Genomic DNA, 24,536 nt, shown 5'->3' on the forward strand with positions numbered 1-24,536 from the left:
TGCCTGCCTAATAAAGAATGTGTTTGTCACAATATTTAAATAAGCCTATTTTTTATTTTCAGAAATGCCTTCTAAACGTAAACCGCCAGTCAGTGTTGTGCAATCCTGCGACTGGCCGATTGAACAATTACCAGGATTGTCACCAGAGGCAAAATCCCAACTCCAAAACTGCGGCATTACCACCACAAAAGCACTAGTCGAACAAGGTAAAACTCCACAGGCTAGGCTCATGCTGGCAAATAAATTGCAAATCCATCTTCAATATGTCAATAAATGGGTGGCGTTGGCGGATTTGGCGCGGATTCCTAGCGTTGGCACTCAATATTGTGGATTATTACTTCATGCTGGTGTTGGTTCTGTGGCGCTGCTAGCGACTCTTCCCATCCACAGATTGCATCAGCAAATTTTGCGCTTACAGGTGGCGACAATGCAACGGCGGGATTTATGCCCTTCTGTTGAGCAAGTACAGCAGTGGAGTCAGCAAGCGGTAAAAATTATGAATTATGAATTATGAAAATTTTCATCATTTATCATTCATAATTTCTATTCCCTAGCCAGTACGCCGTTGAGAAAGATATCAGCAAGTCCTTCTGCCATTTGCTGCATTTTTTCGGGAGGGGCGTTGGGTTCCATCAGGGTGTTGTGAGAAAAGCCGGCGATCGCAAACATTCCCAAAAAAACTTTTGCTACCAATTTCGCATCCATTTGGCGATAAATGCCTCTATCCATTGCAGTTTGGAAGAAAGCTTCGGCAACATCGGTCATTTTGGCAATCACTTCTGACTGGATGCGATCGCGCAAGTCGGGGTGAAACTGCGCCTCCATAAAACACACCCGCATCAAATCGGCATTTTTTTGCATGTTCCACATCCGGCGGCGCATCACTTGAGCTACTGCTTTGTAACTGCCCATTTCACTTAATTCTGTGAGCAGATCGGTGAGAATCTCCACCCAGCCAGCAGTAGCAACCTCCACCAAAATTGCCTTTTTATTGGGAAAATGGCGAAATAGCGTTCCTTCCGCCACGCCTGCTGCTTGCGCTAAATCGCGAGTGGTAGTGCCATCAAATCCCTGGGAGGCAAACAACCGCCTTGCCGCTTGTAAAATGCGGCTACGCGTTTGCGCCTCTGATGGCGGCGGAGAATTAAAAACACGCATAACAGTTATAGTGAAATATCCGGAACTGGACTCGTAGCATTATTGTCTTACGACAAGTACAAAAAGCACAGAAAGCTTAATACAAGATTAACGCCCTACTCGCAAGTATCCTGTTTTTTAGGTAATGAAACTTTACTTTCATTTTCGCTTATGAACCAGTTGTATTGCTCAGATCAAATTCAAGTCCGAAAAAAAGCAACTCAGCTAATAGTCACGTTGCTTTTAGCATTAACCTTGGCGTGGGGGTTGCTACCACCAGTTGCTTTTGCTAAAACTCAAACTCTACCACCTCAAAGCTCAATTCAACCCTATTTGGATCGAGTGATGAAGCAACTGACGGAGTTTCGCCTCGACAATGGTATGAAATTCATTGTCTTTGAACGCCATCAAGCACCTGTAGTTTCTTTTGTTACCTATGCGGATGTAGGCGGGATAGATGAACCAGAAGGAAAAACAGGTGTAGCACACTTTCTAGAGCATTTAGCTTTCAAAGGTACAACCAGGATTGGTACAAAAGATTACAAAGCCGAAAAACCGCTACTAGACGAATTGGATCGGTTGGCTGAGCAAATTCAAACTGCGAAAGCAGCTGGCAAAAAAGATGAGGTTGTTAAGTTAACAGCCGAATTTGAGAAAGTGGAAGCGCAAGCCGCCAAGCTTGTCCAGCAAAATGATTTAGGGCGAATTGTTGAACAGGCAGGAGGTGTGGGTTTAAATGCCAATACTTCCACAGAAGCCACTCGTTATTTATACAGCTTCCCTTCTAACAAGTTGGAATTGTGGATGTCACTGGAGTCTGAACGATTTTTAGAACCTGTATTTCGGGAATTTTATAAAGAAAAAGATGTCATTTTAGAGGAGCGACGCCTGCGGGTGGAAAATTCACCCATAGGCATGATGTTGGAGAAATTTATTGATGCGGCTTTCAAAGTCCATCCCTACAGGCGTCCGGTGATTGGTTATGACGAAGATATCCGCAACTTAACACGGGAAGATGTCCAGAAGTTTTTCGACACGCACTATGTACCAAGTAATTTAACCATCGCCATTGTGGGAGATGTCAAACCCACTGAAGTCAAAAGACTGGCGCAAATTTACTTTGGGCGGTACAAAGCCAAATCAAAACCTGATGAAAATCTGCCAGCAGAACCACAGCAAAAACAAACCCGGGAAGTGGCGTTAAAGTTAAATTCTCAACCTTGGTATTTAGAAGGCTATCATCGTCCAGCAGTTATCCATCCAGATAACGTAGTGTATGACATTATGGGTAGATTACTGAGTGACGGACGGACATCGCGCTTATACAGTTCTTTAGTGGAAAAGCAGCGGTTGGCACTTTCAGCCCAGGGTTTCAGCGGATTTCCGGGAGATAAGTATCCGAATCTGATGTTATTTTATGCTCTCACGGCTCCCGGTCATACAGTTGACGAGGTGGCAGTGGCGTTGCGAAAAGAAATTGACAGACTCAAGACTGAACCAGTGTCAGCTATTGAGTTAGAACGGGTGAAAACGCAAGCCAGAGCAGAATTGTTGCGAACGCTCGATTCTAATATGGGTATGGCGCAGCAATTGTTGGAATACGAAGTGAAAACTGGTTCTTGGCGAAATTTGTTTAAGGAGTTGGATAAATTAGAAGCCGTGACGGCTGCTGATATTCAACGGGTAGCACAAGCAACTTTTACGCCCCAAAATCGTACTATTGGCAAGCTGTTGTCGCAGCAAGGATGAACAAAGTATGCAGAGGTATAAGAGAAAGAGCAAAAGGCAAATGACGATTTCAAATTTCAAACTTATGATTCCGAATGGGAAACGGTTGGTTTATGCACTGGTTGTTGCTTTTGCCTTTGTACTTTTGACTTTTAATTTATCTTGGGCGGCAACAGCAGCAAAACATTATACGGAGTTGCAGTTTGCACCACTGCCTGAGGTAAAGTTACCAAAGTACGAGCGGTATCAGCTAAATAACGGCATAGTTGTGTATTTGATGCAAGATCGCGAATTGCCCTTGGTAAAGGGTGGGGCGATGATTCGTACTGGCGATCGCTGGGAACCGGCAGATAAAGTTGGTTTGGCTGAGTTGACAGGCAAGGTAATGCGAACTGGGGGAACTGTTTCCCATACGCCCGACGAAATCAACCAAATGTTAGAACAACGGGCAGCTTCAGTAGAAATCAGTGTTAATGAAAGTAGTGGCACTGCAAGTTTTGAAGCCCTCAGCGAAGATACAGAAACAGTGTTAGGTTTGTTTGCTGAGATACTGCGAGAACCAATGTTTGCTCAGGATAAACTGGAGTTGGCAAAGACGCAGGCACGTGGACAGATAGCACGTCGTAATGATACTCCAGATCAGATTGCTCAGCGAGAATTTACGAAATTGATTTACGGCAAGGAAAGTCCTTACGCCCGTACAACTGAGTATGCAACGATAAATAATATTTCCCGTCAGGATTTGGTGAAGTTTTACCAGCAGTACTTTTACCCCAATAATATGATTTTGGGGATTGTGGGGGATTTTGACCCCAAGAAAATGAAATCGCTAATTCAAGCCAAGTTTGGTGACTGGAAAGCCAACCCAAATTTACCTAAACCCCAATTGCCAGAAGTGTCACAAGCCAATCAAGGTGGTGTGTTTTTTGTTAATCAACCACAACTGACTCAGAGTAATATTCTCATCGGACATTTGGGAGGACAGTTTAACAGTCCCGATTATCCTGCATTGGATGTGTTAAGTGGGGTGTTAAATGGCTTTGGCGGACGCTTGTTTAATGAAGTGCGATCGCGTCAGGGGTTAGCTTACTCGGTATACGGTTACTGGAGTCCCCGCCATGACTATCCTGGTATGTTCATTGCTGGTGGACAAACGCGATCGGACGCGACTGTGCAGTTTGTGAAAGCTCTGCAAGCAGAAATCAAACGCCTGCAAACTCAACAAGTGACGCCCAGAGAACTAGCTTTTGCTAAGGAGTCTACTCTCAATTCGTTTGTTTTCAATTTTGAAGATCCTGCTCAAGTCTTGTCACGCTTAATGCGGTATGAATACTATGGCTATCCCTCTGATTTTCTATTTCGCTATCAAAAAGCTGTAGCAGCAACGACAGCAGCAGATGTACAGCGAGTGGCACAACAATATCTCAAACCAGATGCACTGATAACTTTGGTTGTGGGGAATCAAACCGCCATTAAACCACCATTGACACAGCTAGCAACACAGGTAACGCCAATAGATGTAACAATTCCTGGTTTACCACAACCCCAGGCAAGAAATTAAGCGATACTTGTTAAGCTCTATTTATTAGGGGTATCAGAACTTGGTTGATTAATTATATCAACCAAGTTTATTTTTATACATGAGTTTTTATATATTTCTTTACTTTTTGAGTGAATTTCAAAGACCAGTTTATTGTACAAACTTGTGTCAAAATTGTAGTAATCTTTGCGCTAAATTTATTTATATCTTTACATTTAAAAAACCAACATTAATTTTATATCTGATAACATAATTGCAGAAAAATACTTTGCTTATTTTTCGAGGAAAAGAATAATGATTATTTGTGATTTAGATTTGTGTGAAGCAGTAGAATTTGATAACAAAATTGTCGGTGGTGCAATGACTTATACTTATGCTGACACAGACACTTCTCCAACTTATGCTGATGCAGAAGCTGGTGCAATTGCTTTTGGAGATGTCACTGGCGCTCTTAGCGAAACTGAAACTACTGTTCGTAATAATCCTGGTATAACAACTAGCATAGCTCGGGCAAATGCAGTTGCTTGGGCTTGGGATGAAAATGGCTTTTCTATGTCTCGAAGTACGAGTGTTAAAATTAATGTAAATAGCAAAAATTAGTTAACTAAAATAGTTAATTTCTCTGGAACTTTCCTTTTCAAATATTTGCTATTTACTGTATTTCCTTGCTCTTGTAAAAGACAAGGGATTTTTTATTTTTTATATTCATTCAGTCTGTGTTGACTTCAAGGAATACGTGGCGACCATCAGGTGTTACTAATGATATCGAACGCTCCGTAGTTTAAACCGAAGTGAGTCAGCCCCTTCGGGGAATTAAAAATTAAGAATTAAAAATTAACATTCCCATTTTTAATTTCCAATTTTTAATTGGAGCAAAGTGACGGTCATCAGCAGGAAAGTGCAAACTGCTATGACCGCATATATTAATTATTAGTTTCACAAATATGGAGTGGCAAATTCTTAGTCTACTGATAATTAGCCACTTGTGGAAACATTAATTATCGCTGAAAGCTTTTTAGAAGCTTTCAGCGATTTTTGTAACCTTAGGGAGATTTTCGTCCAGTTTTCAACTCGCCATTATCGAGGTGAAACACTTGACAAATAATCTCCTTCAAAGAGGTTCGCTCAATTGGATTGGAATTAGTAAACAGCAGAAACTGAGTTAGCGATAGAAGCAGAGTATTTATCCTCTACAGCTTCAGTAGCAGTCTCAGCATCTGAGTAGGTGTCTTTACCAAATGCATTAGCTACAGCTTCACCCTCAGCAACATTACCTTTGATCTCAGGCTTGGATACTATACTGCTGACAACATTGGACTTGATGTTGATGTTCTTTTTAAAGTCCTTGTTAAACTTGATGTCGAATGCAGTGGGATAGCTTCCGCCTACAATACCTTCTCCTTCAACAGCTTCCAAATGATTCAAATCAGAAATAATCATGGGTTTCTCCTGAGAATTACTTAATCAGCTTGAGGAATCTTTTAGCAACCAATTTATTTCTTATTGGTTACATTTTTACTTTAGCGTAATCACAAAAAAAATCAATACTTTTTCGTTTTTTATTGATAAATATAATTAATGATATTTCAATTATTTTTCAACTAAATACAAGGATTTTTAATGTTGATAAAATAGGTAAAATTTGCAATAAAAAAACTGAGTAATAATCAATAAACCTTTATTACCCGGATATAATAATTATCAATAAAATTAATATTTATTTGTTTGCCATCAAAAAATGACTTGCAAAATTTAGATTTGCTAACTTTAAAATTAATTAAAAATCTCCATTAATTCATCGCGTTATCGAAAGTTATCAATTATCAGAAAATCTTTGAAACTCAATGAGCTATTTAGTATGGTTAAAAACCAACTCAAGCTTGCTGCAACAGTTCCTCTTGTGGTTGCAAATTGGCATCCGCATCTAGCTGAGTCACAATTTCTATTCCCTCTATTTGTTGCTTTAACCAATTAGAAAACAATTCTGTAATGATTTTTCCGCGTAACTCTTCATCTAATTGGGGTTGAATGATTTCTTCAACCCAAATTAAATAAACTCCTTTGGGTGTGGTAATGGGTTTGAGAACCTGAGGTGGAGTTGCGGCAAATACAGCCGCCGCAATTTCTGGACGAAATTCTTTGCGGTATTGGACTCCTTGATATCCACCAGCACGACGGAGTTCTGGTTCGAGTATGTATTGGCGAGCAATTTCTGGAAAACTGATTTCGCCTTCCTCTAGCGCATAAAACAGTTCTAAAGCGAAGTCTCTATCATCAAAGACAACTTCGTAGGTGACGGCAGCGATGTAATCAAGTTGATGCTCATAAAAGAACTTTTCAACGTGGTCTGAAAATAAATGATTGGCTAGCTTCTGTTCCAGAACTTTGTTGCGGACTAGTTCTTCAAACTCATGCAGAGACAGATGATGTTTCTTCAACCACGCCCAAGTGTCTTTTGCTTTGACGAGTTTTTTCTCTGAACGTAGATTGTCTCCTTCTTGCTGTATTTCTTCTTCTGTAACTTGAATACTTGCTTCTTGGGCTGCTTGGGCAATAACTCTTTGAGATGCGATCGCCTCCACAACACTAGGAATTTGGCAGGAGAGTTTGAGTTTGTGAATGATGTCTGAGCAAGAAATGGTCAGATGATTGGACATAAAGCTATTCCTCCAATTTTGTGATTTGTCCTTTGTCATTTGTCATCCGTTCTTACTAATGAATGACCAATGACCAATGACTAATGACTAAAGCTCTAAACCGTCTTTTTGCAGTTTCTTGAACGGATCTAAAACAAAGTCAATTACGCGCCGCTGACGAATAATGACTTCAGCGGTTGCTGTCTGACCGGCAGTCAATGGAATACGTTTGTTGCCATTGTGGACATACTGCTGGTCTAGGGCGATGTCTAACTCAAAGTTTTCTACGTTTCCTAGGGGTGTTTGACTAACTTTGGAGTCGGGAGATACCCAAATAACTTTCCCTTGGACGATGCCGTACTCTTGGAAGGGATAGGCGTCAAACTTGATTTTGACTGGCATTCCCACCTTCAAGAAGCCACTGTGTTGGTTAGGCATCTGAGCTTTGAGTATGAAAGCTTTATTTTTGGGTGCAATTTGGGCAACTCTCTGACCGGCTTGTACCACTGCTCCTGGTTTGGTAACTGGTAACTCAAAAATCACCCCATCAATGGGCGATCGCACTATTCGTTGCCGCAACTGAAGATTTAAGGATATGATTTGGCTTTTCGTTTGAGCAATTTGGGATTGCAGGACAGCGATTTGTGTTTGCAGGTCTTTGAGTTGTTGCTGATTTTTCAGAACTGCCAGTTTACCAGCTTGCACTAAGCTTTGATAGCTATTTTGCTCTTCTTGCAGTCGCAGTTGTGCTTGCTTGATATCAGACTCCAACTGACTCATTGTTGCCTGATAACGACTCTGTTCCTCAGCTAAGCGCAATTCTGCTTGTTTAACGTCAGATAAAGCCTTTTCATAGAGTTGTCTGCTTTCTTGTTCTTCTTTTTTGAGTTGATCGATTTGAGTTGCGGAAACGGCGCCATCCTTTACTAATTGGCTAAAGCGCTCGACTATTCTTGAATCTATGCTTAAACGATCTTGAGTGGAATTCTGGTCATTCTGAGCAGTCTTAATCTGCTGGTGTGCCTGATTTACTAATGCCTGTTTTTCTAATTTTTGTAGGTTATAGACACTCTTTTTGGCATCCAGGTCTTGTTTTGCCTGGTTCACCTGGGACATTTTTTCCAAGATCTGGGAGCGATTTTGTTGCTCTTGAACGCTAAGTGTCAACAGTAATTGGTTTTTAAGTACATTCAGTTGCGCCCTTTGGTTTTGTAATCCAGAAAGTTTTTCCTGGGCTTGCTGGAGTTCTGTTTGCAAGATATCAGACTCGAGTTCAAGCAGAACCTGTCCAGCTTTGACAGTGTCACCTTCCTTGACCATGACAGCTTTAACACTCCCACCTGCTAGAGAGTCCAATTTTTGCGTTGAGCCTTGAGGTTCTATACGTCCTCTGGCGCTTCCAGTTTCATCGACCTTAGAGAGCATTGCCCAAGGTAAGGCGAGGACAGCAAAACCTACCAGCGTGTACAGCACACCACGCGTCCAAAGTCTGGGTAAGGCATCTAGTAGTTCTTCAGTACCGTAATGTAATTCTTTAGTATGCTCTGGAGCTTCTACCTGTTCCTCAGTCTCAGTAAAGCCTTGAGTCTGGGTTGGACTTGGATACTCATCCCGCTCATCAGCCTGTGCGGATGAGAAATTGGGAGATGGATATGGCATATTCTATTCCTCAACACGTAGATGGGGAGGTGAGGGATTGGGGATTGGGGATTGGGGATCGGGGATTGGGCATTGGAAATAATCAACAACCAACCACTAACTACTAACCACTAACCAATGTACAGACGTGCCATGGCACGTCTCTACAACCACTAACCACTAACCGCCAACAACCAACAAACAACCACCAACAATTCCCTAGTCCCTAGATTTAACCAGCTTGAGCTAGTTGTTGTTGATTCAGGTAGTAGTAATGACCTTTTTTAGCGATTAGTTCATCATGAGTACCGCTTTCTACCAATACGCCACGATCCAAAACAAGAATCAAATCAGCATTGCGTACAGTAGAGAGGCGATGGGCAATGATTACACTTGTGCGTCCTTTGAGAATAGTTTTGAGATTGTTTTGAATAATGCGTTCTGATTCAGCGTCTAGATGGCTGGTGGCTTCATCCAGAAGTAACAAGCGGGGATTTCCCAGTAAAGCACGGGCAATAGCTAGGCGTTGGCGTTGTCCACCAGAGAGCATTCCGCCATTTTCACCGATTTGGGTTTCGTAACCCAATGGTAGTTGCTGAATAAATTCATCTGCTCCTGCCAATCGTGCTGCTTGAATAACATCTTCTATAGAGGCATCTGGGTGAGCTATAGAAATGTTTTCGCGGATGGTGCCACCAAATAAAAAGGTATCTTGGTCTACAACACCTATTTGAGAACGGAGCGATCGCAGGGAAATATTAGTGACATCATGACCGTCAATCAATACCTTGCCCTCTGTCGGTGGGTATAAACCCAAAATCAACTTACTGAGAGTCGTTTTTCCAGAACCACTGCGTCCTACCACAGCTACCATTTGCTCTGGCTGGATTTCAAAGCTGATATTTTCCAGCACGTTAGTCTCACTTTCTGGGTGATAGCGGAAGGTAACTTTATGAAAGCGAATATGACCGCGAAGACTACCTATGGACTTGCGGGGTTTATTTTGCAAGTCTTCTTCTGGTTCTGCTTCTAAGACATCATTGATACGTTCAGTGGAAATAACGATTTCCTGCAATTGATTCCACAGCAGTGAAAGCCTTTGAAAAGGACTGATGACATTACCCACCAACATGTTGAAAGCAATTAATTGCCCTACGGTGAGTTCCCCGTTAATCACCAAAGTTGCTCCGTACCAGAGTAATGCAGTATTCACAAAGGTATCGATAACACCACTGATGATAGAGAGGCGGTTGCCAATTATCTGAGCATTAAAGGCTTTTTTGACCAAGTTATTCAGCAACTCTTCCCAACGCCAGCGCACTGTCTGTTCAATGGCCAATGAACGGACAGTGCGAATTCCTGTTAGTGATTCGATCAGATAGCTGTTTTCTTCAGCTCCAGCATTAAAAATCTCTCTGGAGATGCGGCGCAAAATACTTGTGCTAGCCAGCGCCAGGATAAAAAATGGTGGCACGGTAAACAGCACAAATAATGCCATGCGCGAGCTATACCAGAACATCATGCCCAGATAGATCGCCAATGTCAGTAAATCCAGCAAGACTGACAGAGTCTGACCAGTCAGGAAGCGTTGAATTTTTTGGTTTTCATCGATGCGCGAGATGATGTCCCCGACGTAACGGGACTCAAAATACGAGAGGGGCAAGCGGAAGGTATGTTTAATAAATCCCACCAATAGGGCAATGCTAACGCGGTTAGCAGTGTGATCTAGCAGATATTGCCGCACTCCGCTCATAGTGACGCGGAACAAACCAAAAATGATCATCCCCAAAGCAACAGCATTTAAGGTGTTAGCACTGCGTTGTACCAGCACTCGATCCAATAGCAGCTGGGTAAACACCGGCGTTACCAGTCCAAATATCTGAATCAGGACTGAGGCGATGAAGACCTCTAGCAGTACCTTATAGTGAGGTTTGACTAACTCAAAAAACTTCCATAAGCCAACACTTTCGTCCTTGGCATCTTTCAGTAGGGCTGTGGGTTGCAGCAACAATGCGTAACCAGTCCAACCCGCTTGAAATTCCTTGGGGGTCAAGGTACGTTTACCGATGGCGGGATCGCCTACAATTACTTGCTTTTTTGTGATTTCATAGACGACGACAAAGTGCTTGCCTTCCCAGTGGGCGATCGCTGGTAGAGGTTGTTCTGCCAATTTATCGAAACTGGCTCTGACGGGACGGGTAGCAAAACCGAGACTTTCTGCTGCTGTGGCGATCGCACGCAGAGATGCGCCACTGCGGCTGACGTTGGTCATATCCCGCAGGCGATTGACACTAAAGCGCTTACCCCAATAGTTACCTATCATCACCAAGCAAGCAGCGCCGCAGTCAGAAGCACTTTGTTGGGCATAAAAGGGATAGCGTCGAGTTAGGCGTCCCCACCAATGCCCTACTTGCACTTTCGGACTGGGAAAATAAGGACGCGGTTTTTTTCGCTTTACTTTTGACTGTTTTGTCGCTGCTTCTGGCTGTGGAAAAGGAATAATTTTTCTATGAGTGTGAGGTCTTTGTGTTCTCAAGCCACCAAGCGGTGTTTCACTCTCATCAATAGTGGTTTGACGGTCGCCAGAGTCACTAAATTTCCCTAATTGCGGCCAGTATTGCAGTGCTGTTTGCCAATCAGAAGCTTTCAGACAGTAAATGATTGTAGGTTTTAGCACCTGCCAATTAGCCTGAGCTTTTGGAGCGTAGATATCCCCCGCTGTTAGTCTTTGACCATGAGAATGCAGCAATTCTCCTCGATAAACCAGCCACAATTGGCAATCTTGGCATAGTTCTACAGGTAGGGAGCCATTTTCCAGATGATGCCGCTCACACAGAGAAAGAGCTTTCAGCATTTCTGGCACAATTTTCTGGCGCGGTGATGAGTTTTGGCTATAACCAACAAGCAGATCCCAAAGTTCTGCTTTTTGGTAGAGGCGATCGCGAATTTTGGGAGAATTGTCCATCAAAGCTTGTAGCACCTCACCCCTGAGATGGTAAAGCTTTAAGTTGTCAGAAGCCCTGGCTGCATATGGCTGGAAGTCTGCTGTGGGAAACAGCGTCATCTCACCAAACGATCCCCCGACTGTGACAGTAGCGAGCAAGTTATCACAGCTATCGAGCAATCTGACTTTACCCGCAATGACTATATAAATTCCGGCACTCGCCTCTGTTGCGTGCCAGAACTGCTTCGCTATGGGTGGTTCTAAGATTTCCACCGCCGCCAAACAGTTTTCCAATTCCTCTTGTGAAAGCGTCTCACCCAGAATTGTGGTGAGTTGCTGGTCTACTAGCTGTTGCTCGGAAAACACAGATGGTACCTCCTCACTTCCAGAAAGAATCTTGTTCATGGAAACTAGGCTCAAAAAATTTGCATGACAAGTAGCAAATTGATCGTGTGTCTGACAGCCACATCAATCATTTAAAGATTTCGGGCCTATCAGGGAGTCCTAGCGGTAAGGAGGTAGATAAATTCCTCTGCTTTAACAAAGCCTTCAGCGGTGTTAAAAAATTGCTGCGGAGCTTGTCAGCACTTTTAAAAGCTTGACACTTGAAAGCTTGATATTGACTAGAATGAAGTGTCATAATTATCGCTAGTTGCCGTCAATCGCAAAACGCGGGCATATAAATCCGCGGCAGTTGTGGAAACTCTCTTAGCCAATGTTTCACAGCTGCTCGACTTGTTAGCCCTCAAAGGCTAATTCAAGGAGTTACATGATGTGCAACTAAGACTGGGAGCTTCCCCCCTGGTGTTTAGGGAGTCTAGGGGGGCTGTTCTCGGTTTAGCTCAAACTTCGGAGGATTTTTCCCTCAGTGTTTAGGGAGTCTAAGGGATGTAGTAAAGTTTGGCTAAGATTTCGATTAGCATAGCTCCCAATTTGATGTACTTCTTTTGGAAGAAAAGGGAACCTTATGAGTACATCACATTACTCATGGAATTATGTTAAATAAACAAATCTTGATTTTTTAAGATGTTCTTACCAATAGACATCGGTATTTACCTGATGAGCAGTAGTATGCAAGCCTGAACATATAAGAAAAAAACATGGCTGTTGTATCCTTAAAAAACAACAGTAAACTAAAAATCATCTTAACCAGCGAACCATTCACTGGTTAAAAGATATATCAGACACGAAACTATTCCGCGATTTAATTTCAAAAGTGTAAAGAAGGAATCTTTCTCGGTTTGCGTCAAAAGGTTAACGATCACATAAATGCTCATAGAACCGTCGCAACCCCTATTTTTGTGTTTTAAGATATTTTTAGTAAATCTATCAAAAGGCTGATTTGCCTAAATCAAAATCTTTTTTACTAAACAGGTTCCAAAAATTTGGAAGAAGTTTATGCTCTCAAAAATATAAGCTTCTGAAGTTAAACACTAGCGCAAAATTTCCTAGTAATTGTTGCGCTAAGTCTCCGTCACTGTTTTGTAACCGCCATATCGTACTAAACCTGAATATATTGCAAAAAACCGGAACTTTTGAAAAAACACCAATAAGAACTGTATGTTCCTGCAATTTGTGGGAATCTGACACCGTTATTTTGTATATTTACAAACATTTTGTCAACAGTTTTAGATCAAATTTACAATATTTTGTTAATTCTTCACGGTCTCTTCATCAATTCTTTAATATATAGTTTTATAAATAATGGTGCTAGTACCTAATATTCGGGGCTAATTTTTCCCCTGTTAAGAGTTCCCGCCCCGAAGGGGTACGATCTTCACAAGGAGAAGTTGTAAAAGAATAGCCTCCACGCAAGGATAGCTATTTTTATTTTTATAAATATTAATAAATATTAGATTGGATACTATATCTTAAGTTAAAAAGAATGTAGCATGTAATCTATCTCAGCAGTTAACCACTGTTGAAACATGTTATTGAGAATTTCTTCATACCTTTGGTGTGTTAATTCTGCTGGTATAAACTCTTCAACCATAAGCAAATGATAACCTTGCTCAGTTTTAACTGGACCTATTAACTGTTTAGGTGGAGTACTAAATGCAATCGCTGCTAAATCTGGTTGGATAGCCCAGCGATAAATTTTTCCTTCATAACCACACTTGTGTCTGCGATTATCATCAAGATCGTAAACATGAGCTGCTTCATAAAAACTGATTTCACCTTCTTCAATTTGATAGTAAAGTTCTTGAGCAAGTTTTTCATGAGCAACTACGATCTGATAAAAGATTGCTTGCTCAAACTCTAGGCGATTTTGGATAAAAAACTTTTCTACTTCTTCGGCAAATAGCGTCTGTGCTAATTTTTGAGTCAGTAGCCGATTGCGAATTCCGATTTCCCAATCATGAGGACTAACAAATTGCTCTGCTAACCATGCCAAGGTGTCTGCTGCTTTCTCCAAACGCTTTTCACGACGTTGATTATCTGCTTCAGCTTCAATTTCTTCTGCTGTTACATTTATCCCTTTTTCTTCAGCTACGTGCTGTATCACTTTTTGAGACAAAATATTTTGATATACCTCTCTCAAACTCATTTCACTTTTGAGATAGTTGACAATTTCCTCCGGGGCTATACTTATTTGTGAGAAATCATTATACATAAAACATGATTAGTAAAAACAAATATCTGTTGGATCAATTAAAAATAATTGTCCAAAAATGATTTATATTAAACTTTTATCTCAAGCAAAATAAATATAAATTGTCGAAAATACTGAAAATATCTTTATATTTCGGTATTTTAGAATGTATTGCAAATGCTTAATAAGCTGTAGAATTTACTCACAATAATTTTATTAAAAGGTGATATATTTCAGCTTTCTAACAACTTCATGATTACCTTTGTAGTAATTTTAAAGTGTTAATTGTTTAAGTAGCGTCAGAGCAGCTTCTCGCAGAGTACCCGGAAGGCTTCTAGAACGTCGATTCAGTATTCAGAAATTGTCTTTATAGGTGAGACAAGGGAGAGTGGGCAGACACCCTTCGGGAAGTCAAAAGTACCAAGTCAAAAGCATGCCCAAGGGGCGCAGCGTAGACGCCCTTTGGGCGACTTCCCGTAGGGTAGGGTCAAAATTAAAATCTTTACTTTTGACTTTTGACTTTTGACTTTTCTTCCCCCTTGTCCTCCTTGTCATTTGAAGATTGCTGTTGTTAACTACTAATTATTAACAACTAACAACAAGAGTGTTTTAGTAAGCTAAATTCTCTAGAGTTTCCCGCAAATAATGCTGTACCTGTTGCTCAAGGCTGAGCTTTTGGAATTGCACATCGCGTTCCAACAGCCAGCGTTGGAAACCAGAACTAGCTGCGATCGCGCACTTTAAACTATTCCATATTTCGGTATCATAAGCGAATTGGCGATCGCTGGAAGTTTGAATTTGAGCCATAGTTCTTCAGTCCTCGACTGTAGCTTGATTAGTATACTTATCTGCATTGATTGATTGCAGTAGGATTTGCGTGCGGGCTTCTACATCCCTTTTGGGATTAAAAGAACTAGGGCAAGATTTGATTCTCCCGCACCTTTGCTATTATAAAATCTTGCTAAATCTGTTTTAAAGGTAATATTTCTATGGCAGCAAATTCTGTTTCATTTGTGACCAAATAGGATGCAATGCTTACGGGAAAGCGCAATAACATATTGTTTTCCAAAAGGCAAAATCTGCTTGCAGATAGTCTCAGACGCCTGCAATGGGAGTTAGAAACCAAACAAAATTTATTACTTTTAGAGTAAATAGAGTAAATTATCCAAACAAAATTTATTACTTTTAGAGTAAATAGAGTAAATTATTATAAATGCAACAGCACTATAACTAATCATACTGCTTTGACACTCACCACGCCTAAAAGGCGGGGGATTCTTGGCTCATCGACGCTTCTTGCTTTTGCAGATGTTGCCACCAACAGAAGTAGTGGAAGCGTCTCCCCAATAGTGTTAGTTCAAAATTTAAAATTTAAATTTCTTAATTAAACAGACAATTTTTGCTACTTCTGGATATAAATACTAACTGTGGCTAATTGAACACTCATCAAAAGAGAGAGATTGAGATTAGTGATACACCACAGCAGTCTTAACGTGCATCTGTGGCTTGACAGGAAGAATGGGAGATGCAGCGATGCAAGTACGATAACGCGGAGAACTAGAGAGGCGGTGACGCAGAGAGTGTTTGATTTTTTCTTTGCGTCTTATAGTCTCCGTGTCTCCGTGTCCTCTTGATTCGCGCGTCCGGTGTGTCAGCCCCAATATGAAGTGTCCACTTCCTCTCCCGCTCTGCCACTGTTGTTATCTCGCAGCAGCCGAGAGGGTACGGCGCTTAGTTACCATCTGGTAGGCTTCAATGATGTCGCCTTCCGTCCAGTCACTGTATTTGTCAACACCAACGCCACATTCATAGCCGGCGTTGACTTCACGCGCATCTTCTCTCATCCGTTTGAGTGAATCTAGAACACCTTCGTAGACTACCTTACCACCACGGCGCACCCGCAGTTTGCAGTTGCGAACTAGTTTGCCAGACTGAACGTAGCAACCAGCAACAGCACCGCGACCAACGGGGAAGACAGCACGCACTTCTGCTTGACCCAGAGGTTCTTCTACTAGTTCTGGCTCCAACAAACCTTCCAAAGCGTCTTGGATGTCTTCTAGGAGTTTGTAGATGATGTTGTATTCGCGTACATCTACACCAACTTCATCGGCGGCTTGTCTAGCGCCACTAGCGTAGGTGGTGTTGAAGCCGATGATTACAGCTCCACTTGCAGCTGCCAGGTCAATATCTGTCTGGGTAATTTCTCCAGCTGACGCCAACAGCAAGCGAATTTGCACTTCGTTTTGCGGAATTTGCTTGAGCGATCCCACAATTGCTTCTACAGAGCCTTGTACGTCTGCCTTGAGGATCAAGTTGAGTTCTTTCAACTCGCCTTCTTGGGCTTGAGCCGAAATGCTGGTCAAGGTGACGCGTCCTTGCATGAGCCGGGATTGACGCTGTTTTTCAGCGCGTTCTGTCGCGATCGCTCGTGCTTCTTTCTCATTCAGGAAGACCTCAAACTCATCTCCAGCCGCTGGCACATCACTTAAACCCAGTACCTCAACGGCAAAGGAGGGAGTAGCTGCTTCTACTTTTCTAGCACGGTCATCGATCATAGCCCGGACTTTACCAAATACCGAGCCAGCCACCAAGATGTCGCCTACCCGCAGCGTACCATTCTGCACCAGCAGGGTAGCAACTGCACCTTTGGCTTTATCTAAGTGAGCTTCAATCACTGTTCCTTTCGCAGAACGGTCTGGATTGGCATTTAGTTCTTCCACCTCTGCTACTAAGAGAATCATCTCTAGCAGGGTATCCAGGTTTTCGCCTTTGATCGCGCTCACGGGAACCATAATTGTTTCGCCACCCCATTCTTCTGGAGTCAGACCATAGTTTGTCAACTCTTGCTTGACTCGGTCTGGCTGAGCGCCTTCTTTGTCGATTTTGTTGATTGCTACGATAATTGGCACTCCTGCGGCTTTCGCGTGGCTGATTGCTTCAATCGTTTGGGGACGCACGCCATCATCAGCTGCCACTACCAATATGGCAATATCTGTGACTCGTGCTCCTCTTGCCCGCATCGCTGTGAAGGCTTCGTGACCAGGCGTATCCAAAAATACTACTTGTTGGACTTTGCCATCGTGTTCTACGTCTACGTGGTATGCGCCGATGTGCTGTGTAATACCACCAGCTTCTCCTGCCGCTACCTTGGTGTTGCGAATCGAGTCGAGTAAAGTAGTTTTCCCGTGGTCTACGTGACCCATAATCGTCACTACGGGCGGACGCCGCTGGAGGTTTTCCAGGTCTGCCACATCCAGCATTTCTGTGACTTTGCGGGCTTCTGCTTCTGGTTCTTGAGTTTCTACTTCTACTTCTAGTTCGTTGGCGATCAAGGTGATGGTAGGAATATCTAAACTTTGGGTGATACTCACCGCCATGCCTTTGAGGAAAAGGATTTTCACAATCTCTGTATCGGCAACTGCCAAGGCATCAGCCAACTCTTGCACGGTCATCGTGCCTGTCACAATCAGTTTTTCAGGGCGTTCGCGCTTTTGCTCCTGTGGGCGACGCTGTTGTTCACCACGAGGTTGAGTTGGCTTTTTAGTCGGTTTAGCAGTGACTGCGGCTGTAGCAGGCTGGGCTGGTTTAGCAGCCTTGGGTTTGGGTGGACGAACGATCGCATTGCTGATTTGAATAGCAGCGGCTGCTAAATCTGAATCTTCATCTTCGAGGAAATCTTCGTCCTCAAAATCATCAACAATGGGTTTGAGGCGTTTACCTTTGGCAGCTGCTTTGGCTTTGGCAGCTTCTTTGATTTCATCAATCTCTTCTTCCGGCTGCCACTTTTTACCAACTTTCGGTTGACGAGGAGGTGTGGGACGTTTGAGTTCGATGATTTCGGTTGATTCTACCTCTAGGTCTGGTTCTTCTTCAGATACCTGTGGTTTTCCAGGTGTTGCTGGCACAGGTTTTGATAGTGTTGCCGCTGCTGGCTGTTGACCTGGACGTACTGGTGGTCTTGGTTTTGGCACTTCACCTGGTGCAGAAGTTCCTCTACCTTTTTGATCCGATTTCGGCTGGGGGCCAGGGGAACGCGTCGGTTTCGGAGGCTGTTGGGTAGTCTGTGCACCGTCTGCACTTACCGGAGCCTGTGGTTTACCCTTGCCCTTATCCCGATCGCGAGGCTGTTCGCGAACTTGGTCGCGATCGCGTTTGAGGATCGGTTTTTCTGCTTGATGAGCTTGGGGTGCCGATTGAGGCTTTTCCACAGAAGGTCTTGCGGGTGGAGCAACCAGTTGTGGTTTTTGGGGTTTTTCTGGTTTCGGCTTTTGGGGCACAGAGGAAGGTGCTTCTGGTTTTTCCGCTGCCATTTTTTCCACTGGCTGAGTTGGCTTGGGCGTTTGATCGGCTTCTGTCACAGCAGTTTGTTGTGGGGTCTCAGACTGATTCCGGGGTGCAGGTCGAATGGGTGCCGTCGGCTTCATGGATGAGACTGGTGTAGCGAAAGGTCTGGGGGCTGAAAGAGGAGTAACCTCAGAAGAAGCAAATTCGGTGTTGGTAGCAGCCGACGCTTCCGGGGCGTTGGCAGCATTATTTTTAGGTGGTTTTGGTTTGCGTATTTCTAACAATTCTTGTTTTTGTGATGCAGCAGGTCGATTTCGGGAGGCTATTTGTAGTTTATGTGGTTTATGACTGGTTGCACCATGATGATCTTTTTTGGGCATCGGGTGCGTAGCTGCCAGTTTTTCTGCTTGGGAACGAATGCGTTCCGCTTCGGACTCGGTGATTGTGCTGCTATGGCTTTTGACCGCGATATTGAGCTGGTCGCAAATTGCTAATAGCTCTTTGTTATCCAAATTCAATTCCTTTGATAATTCGTAGATTCTAACTTTGCCGTTGTTCATCCACTCTTCCCCTTTAATTTACAGTTTTAACGGATGGATGCCAGCTTTTGCGACATCTCCACCCTTTGATTACTGTTTTTAGGTTGCCGTTTTGTTGCCGGTGCCTCCAATCAGGAAAGAGAGATGTTTCGGTTTAAGGCTGGCATTGCCACCAGAAACGATGGTTGACGCCGAACTGCGCGTGGGCGCTACCAGATTGCAATTTTTTAATGTTTTGTTTTGCTGATTCTGAGTCTTCCACAACACATTGAGCGTAAATCTATGTTTGGAGTGTTGTTTCGCCCCCTTTAGATATTAAAGAGCGATTTGCCAGACACCCTATTACTATTTTGGCATCAAATACGAGCATAACAGAGGGTGTGGCGATAGCGCTTGGGGTGCGGCTGTCGGCACAATTCCTCTGGGGATTACCGCCAAAGCAGTTAAAGCTCGATTTGATTTGGGAGATTACTTTGGGACAGGCGCTGCCACAATGTTTGATACAGTGCTTCTGGCACTGATGCATGTAGCGATCGCCCTAGTTTGTTTTTTTTCTGAGCTACACTCAGGCAGCTTGCTTGTGGGCAAATATAGGCAGAACGCCCCATGCCCTCATCTAATTGTACCTGTCCAGATCCAAAGACGCGGACAATTCGCCAAAACTCGTTTTTTAGACCAACTTTGCGACAACTAATGCAGCGTCGATAGTTCGGTTTCATCAATGTTAAAGTTTTAAAAAATTTTCTAGTTACTCCTCATCGCGATCGTATTTTTCATCTTCAAGTTCATCTTCGAGTTCATCTTTCAGTTCATCTTCTAGTTCATCCTGATTTTCATCTTTATATTCCTCCTCTTCAATATCGTCGATATCGTCGATTTCTTCATCATCTGATGTATATTTTGCCCTTGCGGCTGCAAATTTAGCATCTTCGGCTACGTAGTCGTATTTAGCCTTATCTTTGATGTCTATTTTCCAACCAGTCAAGCGGGCTGCTAAGCGGACATTTTGTCCTTCTTTACCAATTGCTAAACTAAGTTGATCTTCTGCTACCAGTACATGAGTTTGCCTGGTTTCTGGGTCCATGAGTCGCACATCGTCTACTCGTGCTGGACTTAAGGCGTTAGCAATGTAAGTTGCAGGGTCTGGCGACCAGCGAATTACATCGATTTTTTCACCTCGCAATTCATTGACTACTACTTGAATCCGCGATCCCCGCGCGCCAATACAAGCACCGACAGGGTCTACATCGCGATCAAGGGTATCTACAGCTATTTTAGTTCGAGGCCCGACATGACGGGACGGAGGATTGGCTTCCCGCGCTACTGCCACAATCCGTACAACTTCGTCCTCAATTTCTGGCACTTCGTTGGCGAACAAATAAACCACCAAACCAGCGTCAGCACGAGACACTAATAACTGCGGCCCCCTCTGCTGACCTTGAGAAACTTTTTTCAGATAAACTTTGAATGTGGCACCAATGCGATAATTATCATTGGGCAGTTGTTCGCGCTTTGGTAATTCGGCTTCTACCTCGGGCTGACCAAAACCGCTGCTCACAGCCATAATTACTGACTGCCGCTCAAATCTCAACACCCTCGCTTGCAGCACTGTTCCTTCTAGATCTTGGAATTCTTCTTGAATTAATTGCCGCTGTTGATCCCGCAGTTTTTGTGCTAATACCTGCTTGGTTTGCATCGCTGCCATCCGACCAAATTCTCCTTGATCGGGAGTAACATCTAGCACTACTTCCTGCCCTAACTGTGCTTCTTCACCTCCCATCTCTTGAACTTGCTGAAGGGCAATTTCATGATCGGTGTTGGTGACTTCTTCAACTATAGTTTTGGTGGCAACAACACGAAAACCTTCTTCATCAACATCCAGTTGCACATCAAAATTATCAAAATAATCTTCATCAAACTGTTTTCTGTCTAAGTTTTGGGCACGACGAAAACGTTCGTAGCCTTTAAGTAGTGCTTCTCTAATTGCTGATTGCACTGCAATTTTAGGTAAATTACGCTCCCGACTTATACTTTCAATTAACTCTTTTAAACCAGGTAAACTAACCATTGACATAAGCAGTCTCCTTAAATATATGGCGATTAGGGACTAGGAAGCAGGGAAAAAGGGGCAGGGGGAAAGGAGAAGGGAAAAAGTGTTCCCTTTGCCCCTTGCCCTTTGCCCTTTGCCCAAACCGTAAGGTTATTCCCTATTCCCTAGACTCTCCTCTATCGGCGCTCATCTAGCCGTACTTTGGTAACTTGATCGCGAGGGATTGCGATCGCCCTACCTTTTTGATTTATGTAAATAGATGTTTCATCTCGGCGAATTAGTTGACCAGTCCACTCTTGCTGTCCTTCATAGGGTGGGGAAGTAGAAACGATGACAGGAAATCCTTTGAAGGAAATAAACTCTCTGTCTGTGGTCAGCTGCCGGGAAATTCCAGGACTAGATATTTCTAGGACGTAAGCATCTGGAATGATCTCTGTCGCATCTAAAGTCGCTTCTAAAGCACGGCTCATCCGTTCGCAATCATCCAAACCAGTATCTTGTTGTGGGTTGCGGATGTCTACCCGTAAAACTGGCGGACTTTGGTTAGTGTGAAAAACTACTCCAACTACTTCCAAGCCCAGTTCTTCTGCTACTGGTATGGCCAAATCAATAATTTGTGGGACTAAGGGATGAGTCATGCGATAATTCCAACAAAAAAAGTGGGTGCTGACCCACTTCCTGCGATAGCGATATCTTCCAAGAAGTCTTCAGACGAATCAAATTTGATTCGCCTCTTTTTTGAGTGTAGCGTATTTTTTCGAGGTGAGAAGCAAGAAATTACTTCTTTTTTCCTCGAATCCTGTTTAGATTAATACTATTTACCTGTTTAAATTATACATTTGTTTGCGGATAGATATGTCCCCCAGGTTTGATTCCTCCACTTGGGGACTTCCCGCCCGAGTACATTAGCTTACCTCCTGCCTTCTACGTTTGTTCGCAGATGCCTGGTTTGCTGCACAATTTTCTCAAAATCCTCTTGGGATAAGCGTTTCACGTAGTTAATCTTGACTTCCTCAAAGAAGTCCACAAGTAAGCTTTGCAGTTCCAAAAGAACGTGTTTTTTTTGCATTTCCCCTGCCAAGGCTTGACTGAAGCCTTGCACGAGTTGAGTTGCGAGTTTTGCCGAAACAGGATCTTCCACAGAGTTAACTAAGGCATTGTAAAGGTTAGTGGTAAGTTGGGTTGCCAGTTGCTCACTCAACTGAGCTTGCATTTGTGTGACTCCAGGGAAGCTTTGCAAATTACGGTAGATAGGGGCATGATTGAGAGTACCGTCAATGTTATGCTGCAAAATAGCGACTAGCTCTGGTTGAATTTTGGGCAAAACTTGGTAGACGATGGTTTGTACTAAAATCGCAGCGATCGCTTCTATTTCATTGACATTATTTATATCTATATAAGGGCGCAAGTTCTCTTGTCTCAGGAACCAACTGACTAAATCGCCTCGCCGAATAGAATTTTGAATCTGGTTAATTACCCTCACAACAACAATTTCTGTCAGTTCTTCGGCAAAATTCGATACCACTCCTAAATGAATTTGCTGCCTAATGGGTTGTAAATTCAATAATTCTGCTTGATCAAGGCGTATTGTTACCGGTATAATTCGCAACCAGCGCCAAAGTAGTAGCAGCAAAAATAAGTCGTACCAGCGCCACAAAATTGCATTCAACCAACTAAAAAATGGATAGCGGCGTTTGATGTAATAGGTGCGTACTGCTAACTCCACAGCAAATATACATATGAAGGGCAAGTCAATTTTCCAAAAATTATCAATGAATTTGCCATTTTCTCCTATTTGCCGGAAGTAATTAGTAGCAATTAAAGGTCGAATTTGCTGGTTAAAAAATCTAATTTCTTCCGTCCAGCCATTTTGCAATAAATATTCTTGACTCCAAAAAATAGCAAAAGCTTGCTTGGCAGATTCCTGATTCAAGTGGTCTCGCATTCTATTTTTGATTTTTTCTAACGTGCCGCTTTTCTCAGCTAGCGCAAATGGATTATCATTTATCATCTCAGCACTAAGGCGACGTAGTTCTTCTAGCTGAGTTTCTACTTGGGTCGACTGTACATTATTCTGGCTTCTTAACTGTTTCTGTAATTCATCGACTGTGTTGAGATATTTTTCGGTTTCCCGATGAGGTTGAATACCTTTAATTGGATCGTATATATCAACAATAACTGGTATATACCGTAAGTAGTAATCTCGCCAATAAATATAACTCAAGTCAAATAAAACTAAGCCTAAGTTAAGAGTGGCAATAATTGCTATCACTCTTTCAAACCATAATTTGTACTGCTTTCGAGAGTTTAAGTTAGCCATTCCTTTGATGCTGATAATATGATGATATTTGTATATAGGTGATAGGAACGAGTTTGATTACATGTCCAGTTTTTTATGCTCAAATATATTATGGCTAAACACACCCGTACAGTGGTTGGTTATCAGCTATAAAATAACAGACAACCAACAATAGATCACAAACAACAAACTAATCTAATTTATATTGTTTGAAGAATTTTTTGCCTACATCTACAGCTAAGCAAAAATACTTCTTACGGATGAATGTCAATGAATGTAAATGAAATTAATCAAAAATCATTAATATTCAAGCTAAAGAGGTTAAATAATTCTAAAATACATTTGTTAATATCTACATCTTGCATCAGTTGCAACACTCAGGAGGTAGTAGCCCTGCAAACCCTCGTTACTAAGTTAAATCTAGTAACGTAAACAATCAGAGTCAGAGATTTTTATTGAGAATGGTGCAAGATATCAGCTAATATCAATTCTGCTGATTTAACCAAAAGGAGTTTTAACTATGTGGTGTGAGCTTGGAAAATCAAGCGTTAGCGCAGCTGTTATTTGCCTGGTAACAACGACGAGTATGGCGATCGCACAAACAGCTACTCCAGCGCAACAGCAAATCTATACTCCACAGCAATTCCGTTCCGTACTGCGGGGATTGGGATACAAAGTTACGGTGTCAAATGCACCCCTAACTGATCCAGAAACCAGAAAAGCAATTCAAGAATTTCAAAAGGGATATGGGATAAAACCTGCTGATGGTATAGCAGGGCCAATAACCCAAGCTTTTGCTATGGATATCGTTAGAATTCTACAGGCGAACTTGAATTTGGTAGCAAAGCCAAGTCCTCCTCTACCTCGGAATAGATATTATGGTCCCCAAACAGAAGCAGCAGTGAGACAGTATCAGAAAAAAGTTGGGCTGCCAGAAACCGGAATTGCTGACTTAGCATTGCGACAGAGGCTTGACAAAGAAGCTAAGGAGATCTTAGAAAGTCCAGGAACTACGCCGACACCCTCACCAACCCCAACTCCTACACCCGGGGCGACACCCTCACCAACTCTAACTCCTACACCCGGGGCGACACCCTCACCAACTCTAACTCCTACACCCGGGGCAACACCCTCACCAACTCTAACTC

18 protein-coding genes are annotated in these 24,536 nt (G+C 42.8%); 5 read left to right on the plus strand and 13 right to left on the minus strand.

What is annotated here, in order from left to right:
- Positions 1 to 64: 64 nt before the first annotated feature.
- Positions 65 to 514: a DUF4332 domain-containing protein gene (locus HXY43_RS05165; RefSeq protein ID WP_290880784.1), complete on the plus strand. Its 450-nt coding sequence runs from the start codon at positions 65 to 67 to the stop codon at positions 512 to 514.
- Positions 515 to 543: 29 nt separating this feature from the next.
- Here HXY43_RS05165 and HXY43_RS05170 read toward each other — a convergent pair whose 3' ends face one another.
- Positions 544 to 1,158 (minus strand): TetR/AcrR family transcriptional regulator, encoded by a 615-nt coding sequence (locus tag HXY43_RS05170; RefSeq protein WP_290880787.1) that lies wholly within the window; start codon positions 1,156 to 1,158, stop codon positions 544 to 546.
- A 150-nt stretch (positions 1,159 to 1,308) separates the two neighbouring features.
- On the opposite strand from HXY43_RS05170, the gene HXY43_RS05175 reads away from it, so the two are divergent.
- The 3 genes from HXY43_RS05175 to HXY43_RS05185 all read left to right on the plus strand — a co-directional run bounded on the left by HXY43_RS05175 (position 1,309) and on the right by HXY43_RS05185 (position 5,005).
- Positions 1,309 to 2,886 carry a pitrilysin family protein gene (locus HXY43_RS05175; RefSeq protein ID WP_290880789.1) on the plus strand — a complete coding sequence of 526 codons (1,578 nt, stop codon included), beginning with the start codon at positions 1,309 to 1,311 and terminating at the stop codon, positions 2,884 to 2,886.
- A 40-nt stretch (positions 2,887 to 2,926) separates the two neighbouring features.
- The gene (locus HXY43_RS05180; RefSeq protein WP_290880791.1) at positions 2,927 to 4,426 is read left to right on the plus strand and encodes a pitrilysin family protein; all 1,500 of its coding nucleotides are present in this window, start codon (positions 2,927 to 2,929) and stop codon (positions 4,424 to 4,426) included.
- A gap of 273 nt (positions 4,427 to 4,699) precedes the next feature.
- Entirely contained in the window at positions 4,700 to 5,005 is a 306-nt protein-coding gene (locus HXY43_RS05185; RefSeq protein ID WP_290880792.1) for a hypothetical protein, read from the plus strand.
- A 540-nt stretch (positions 5,006 to 5,545) separates the two neighbouring features.
- Here the strand turns inward: HXY43_RS05185 and HXY43_RS05190 are convergent.
- The 12 genes from HXY43_RS05190 to HXY43_RS05245 all read right to left on the minus strand — a co-directional run bounded on the left by HXY43_RS05190 (position 5,546) and on the right by HXY43_RS05245 (position 23,409).
- Positions 5,546 to 5,845 (minus strand): hypothetical protein, encoded by a 300-nt coding sequence (locus tag HXY43_RS05190; RefSeq protein WP_290880793.1) that lies wholly within the window; start codon positions 5,843 to 5,845, stop codon positions 5,546 to 5,548.
- A 434-nt stretch (positions 5,846 to 6,279) separates the two neighbouring features.
- On the minus strand, positions 6,280 to 7,062 hold the full coding sequence (locus tag HXY43_RS05195; RefSeq protein ID WP_290880794.1) for a peptidylprolyl isomerase: 783 nt from the start codon (positions 7,060 to 7,062) through the stop codon (positions 6,280 to 6,282).
- An 87-nt stretch (positions 7,063 to 7,149) separates the two neighbouring features.
- A complete protein-coding gene (locus HXY43_RS05200; RefSeq protein ID WP_290880795.1) occupies positions 7,150 to 8,700 on the minus strand; it encodes an HlyD family efflux transporter periplasmic adaptor subunit in 1,551 nt (516 codons plus the stop codon).
- Between the two features lie 211 nt (positions 8,701 to 8,911).
- Positions 8,912 to 12,028, minus strand: coding sequence for a peptidase domain-containing ABC transporter (locus tag HXY43_RS05205; RefSeq protein WP_290880796.1), 3,117 nt, complete (start codon positions 12,026 to 12,028; stop codon positions 8,912 to 8,914).
- A gap of 1,471 nt (positions 12,029 to 13,499) precedes the next feature.
- Positions 13,500 to 14,237, minus strand: a complete 738-nt coding sequence (locus HXY43_RS05210; protein ID WP_290880798.1) for a peptidylprolyl isomerase — start codon at positions 14,235 to 14,237, stop codon at positions 13,500 to 13,502.
- 588 nt (positions 14,238 to 14,825) lie between these two features.
- The gene (locus HXY43_RS05215) at positions 14,826 to 15,023 is read right to left on the minus strand and encodes a hypothetical protein (RefSeq protein WP_290880800.1); all 198 of its coding nucleotides are present in this window, start codon (positions 15,021 to 15,023) and stop codon (positions 14,826 to 14,828) included.
- A gap of 659 nt (positions 15,024 to 15,682) precedes the next feature.
- Positions 15,683 to 15,877 (minus strand): hypothetical protein, encoded by a 195-nt coding sequence (locus tag HXY43_RS05220; RefSeq protein WP_290880802.1) that lies wholly within the window; start codon positions 15,875 to 15,877, stop codon positions 15,683 to 15,685.
- A 39-nt stretch (positions 15,878 to 15,916) separates the two neighbouring features.
- Complete coding sequence (gene infB / locus HXY43_RS05225; RefSeq protein ID WP_290880804.1) at positions 15,917 to 19,060, minus strand: translation initiation factor IF-2; 3,144 nt, start codon at positions 19,058 to 19,060, stop codon at positions 15,917 to 15,919.
- Between the two features lie 422 nt (positions 19,061 to 19,482).
- Positions 19,483 to 19,758: a YlxR family protein gene (locus tag HXY43_RS05230; RefSeq protein ID WP_026732821.1), complete on the minus strand. Its 276-nt coding sequence runs from the start codon at positions 19,756 to 19,758 to the stop codon at positions 19,483 to 19,485.
- Positions 19,759 to 19,787: 29 nt separating this feature from the next.
- Positions 19,788 to 21,107: a transcription termination factor NusA gene (gene nusA, locus HXY43_RS05235; protein WP_290880819.1), complete on the minus strand. Its 1,320-nt coding sequence runs from the start codon at positions 21,105 to 21,107 to the stop codon at positions 19,788 to 19,790.
- Between the two features lie 158 nt (positions 21,108 to 21,265).
- Positions 21,266 to 21,727, minus strand: coding sequence for a ribosome maturation factor RimP (rimP, locus tag HXY43_RS05240; RefSeq protein ID WP_290880807.1), 462 nt, complete (start codon positions 21,725 to 21,727; stop codon positions 21,266 to 21,268).
- 272 nt (positions 21,728 to 21,999) lie between these two features.
- Positions 22,000 to 23,409: a hypothetical protein gene (locus HXY43_RS05245; RefSeq protein WP_290880809.1), complete on the minus strand. Its 1,410-nt coding sequence runs from the start codon at positions 23,407 to 23,409 to the stop codon at positions 22,000 to 22,002.
- Between the two features lie 499 nt (positions 23,410 to 23,908).
- Here HXY43_RS05245 and HXY43_RS05250 point away from each other — a divergent pair.
- The coding region (locus HXY43_RS05250; protein WP_290880811.1) for a peptidoglycan-binding protein at positions 23,909 to 24,536 on the plus strand (628 nt) is incomplete at its 3' end.

Origin of the sequence: Fischerella sp. (genome assembly GCF_013388695.1) — a bacterium.
GTDB lineage: Bacteria > Cyanobacteriota > Cyanobacteriia > Cyanobacteriales > Nostocaceae > PCC9605.

Excerpts from the sequence above, each read along its gene's own strand:
- HXY43_RS05205 (WP_290880796.1), bottom strand. The coding sequence starts at position 12,028 with ATGAACAAGATTCTTTCTGGAAGTGAGGAGGTACCATCTGTGTTTTCC.
- HXY43_RS05175 (WP_290880789.1), top strand. The coding sequence starts at position 1,309 with ATGAACCAGTTGTATTGCTCAGATCAAATTCAAGTCCGAAAAAAAGCA.
- HXY43_RS05200 (WP_290880795.1), bottom strand. The coding sequence starts at position 8,700 with ATGCCATATCCATCTCCCAATTTCTCATCCGCACAGGCTGATGAGCGG.
- HXY43_RS05245 (WP_290880809.1), bottom strand. The coding sequence starts at position 23,409 with ATGGCTAACTTAAACTCTCGAAAGCAGTACAAATTATGGTTTGAAAGA.
- HXY43_RS05215 (WP_290880800.1), bottom strand. The coding sequence starts at position 15,023 with ATGGCTCAAATTCAAACTTCCAGCGATCGCCAATTCGCTTATGATACC.
- HXY43_RS05210 (WP_290880798.1), bottom strand. The coding sequence starts at position 14,237 with ATGTATAATGATTTCTCACAAATAAGTATAGCCCCGGAGGAAATTGTC.
- infB (WP_290880804.1), bottom strand. The coding sequence starts at position 19,060 with ATGAACAACGGCAAAGTTAGAATCTACGAATTATCAAAGGAATTGAAT.
- HXY43_RS05180 (WP_290880791.1), top strand. The coding sequence starts at position 2,927 with ATGACGATTTCAAATTTCAAACTTATGATTCCGAATGGGAAACGGTTG.
- HXY43_RS05190 (WP_290880793.1), bottom strand. The coding sequence starts at position 5,845 with ATGATTATTTCTGATTTGAATCATTTGGAAGCTGTTGAAGGAGAAGGT.
- rimP (WP_290880807.1), bottom strand. The coding sequence starts at position 21,727 with ATGACTCATCCCTTAGTCCCACAAATTATTGATTTGGCCATACCAGTA.
- nusA (WP_290880819.1), bottom strand. The coding sequence starts at position 21,107 with ATGGTTAGTTTACCTGGTTTAAAAGAGTTAATTGAAAGTATAAGTCGG.
- HXY43_RS05230 (WP_026732821.1), bottom strand. The coding sequence starts at position 19,758 with ATGAAACCGAACTATCGACGCTGCATTAGTTGTCGCAAAGTTGGTCTA.
- HXY43_RS05165 (WP_290880784.1), top strand. The coding sequence starts at position 65 with ATGCCTTCTAAACGTAAACCGCCAGTCAGTGTTGTGCAATCCTGCGAC.
- HXY43_RS05195 (WP_290880794.1), bottom strand. The coding sequence starts at position 7,062 with ATGTCCAATCATCTGACCATTTCTTGCTCAGACATCATTCACAAACTC.
- HXY43_RS05185 (WP_290880792.1), top strand. The coding sequence starts at position 4,700 with ATGATTATTTGTGATTTAGATTTGTGTGAAGCAGTAGAATTTGATAAC.
- HXY43_RS05170 (WP_290880787.1), bottom strand. The coding sequence starts at position 1,158 with ATGCGTGTTTTTAATTCTCCGCCGCCATCAGAGGCGCAAACGCGTAGC.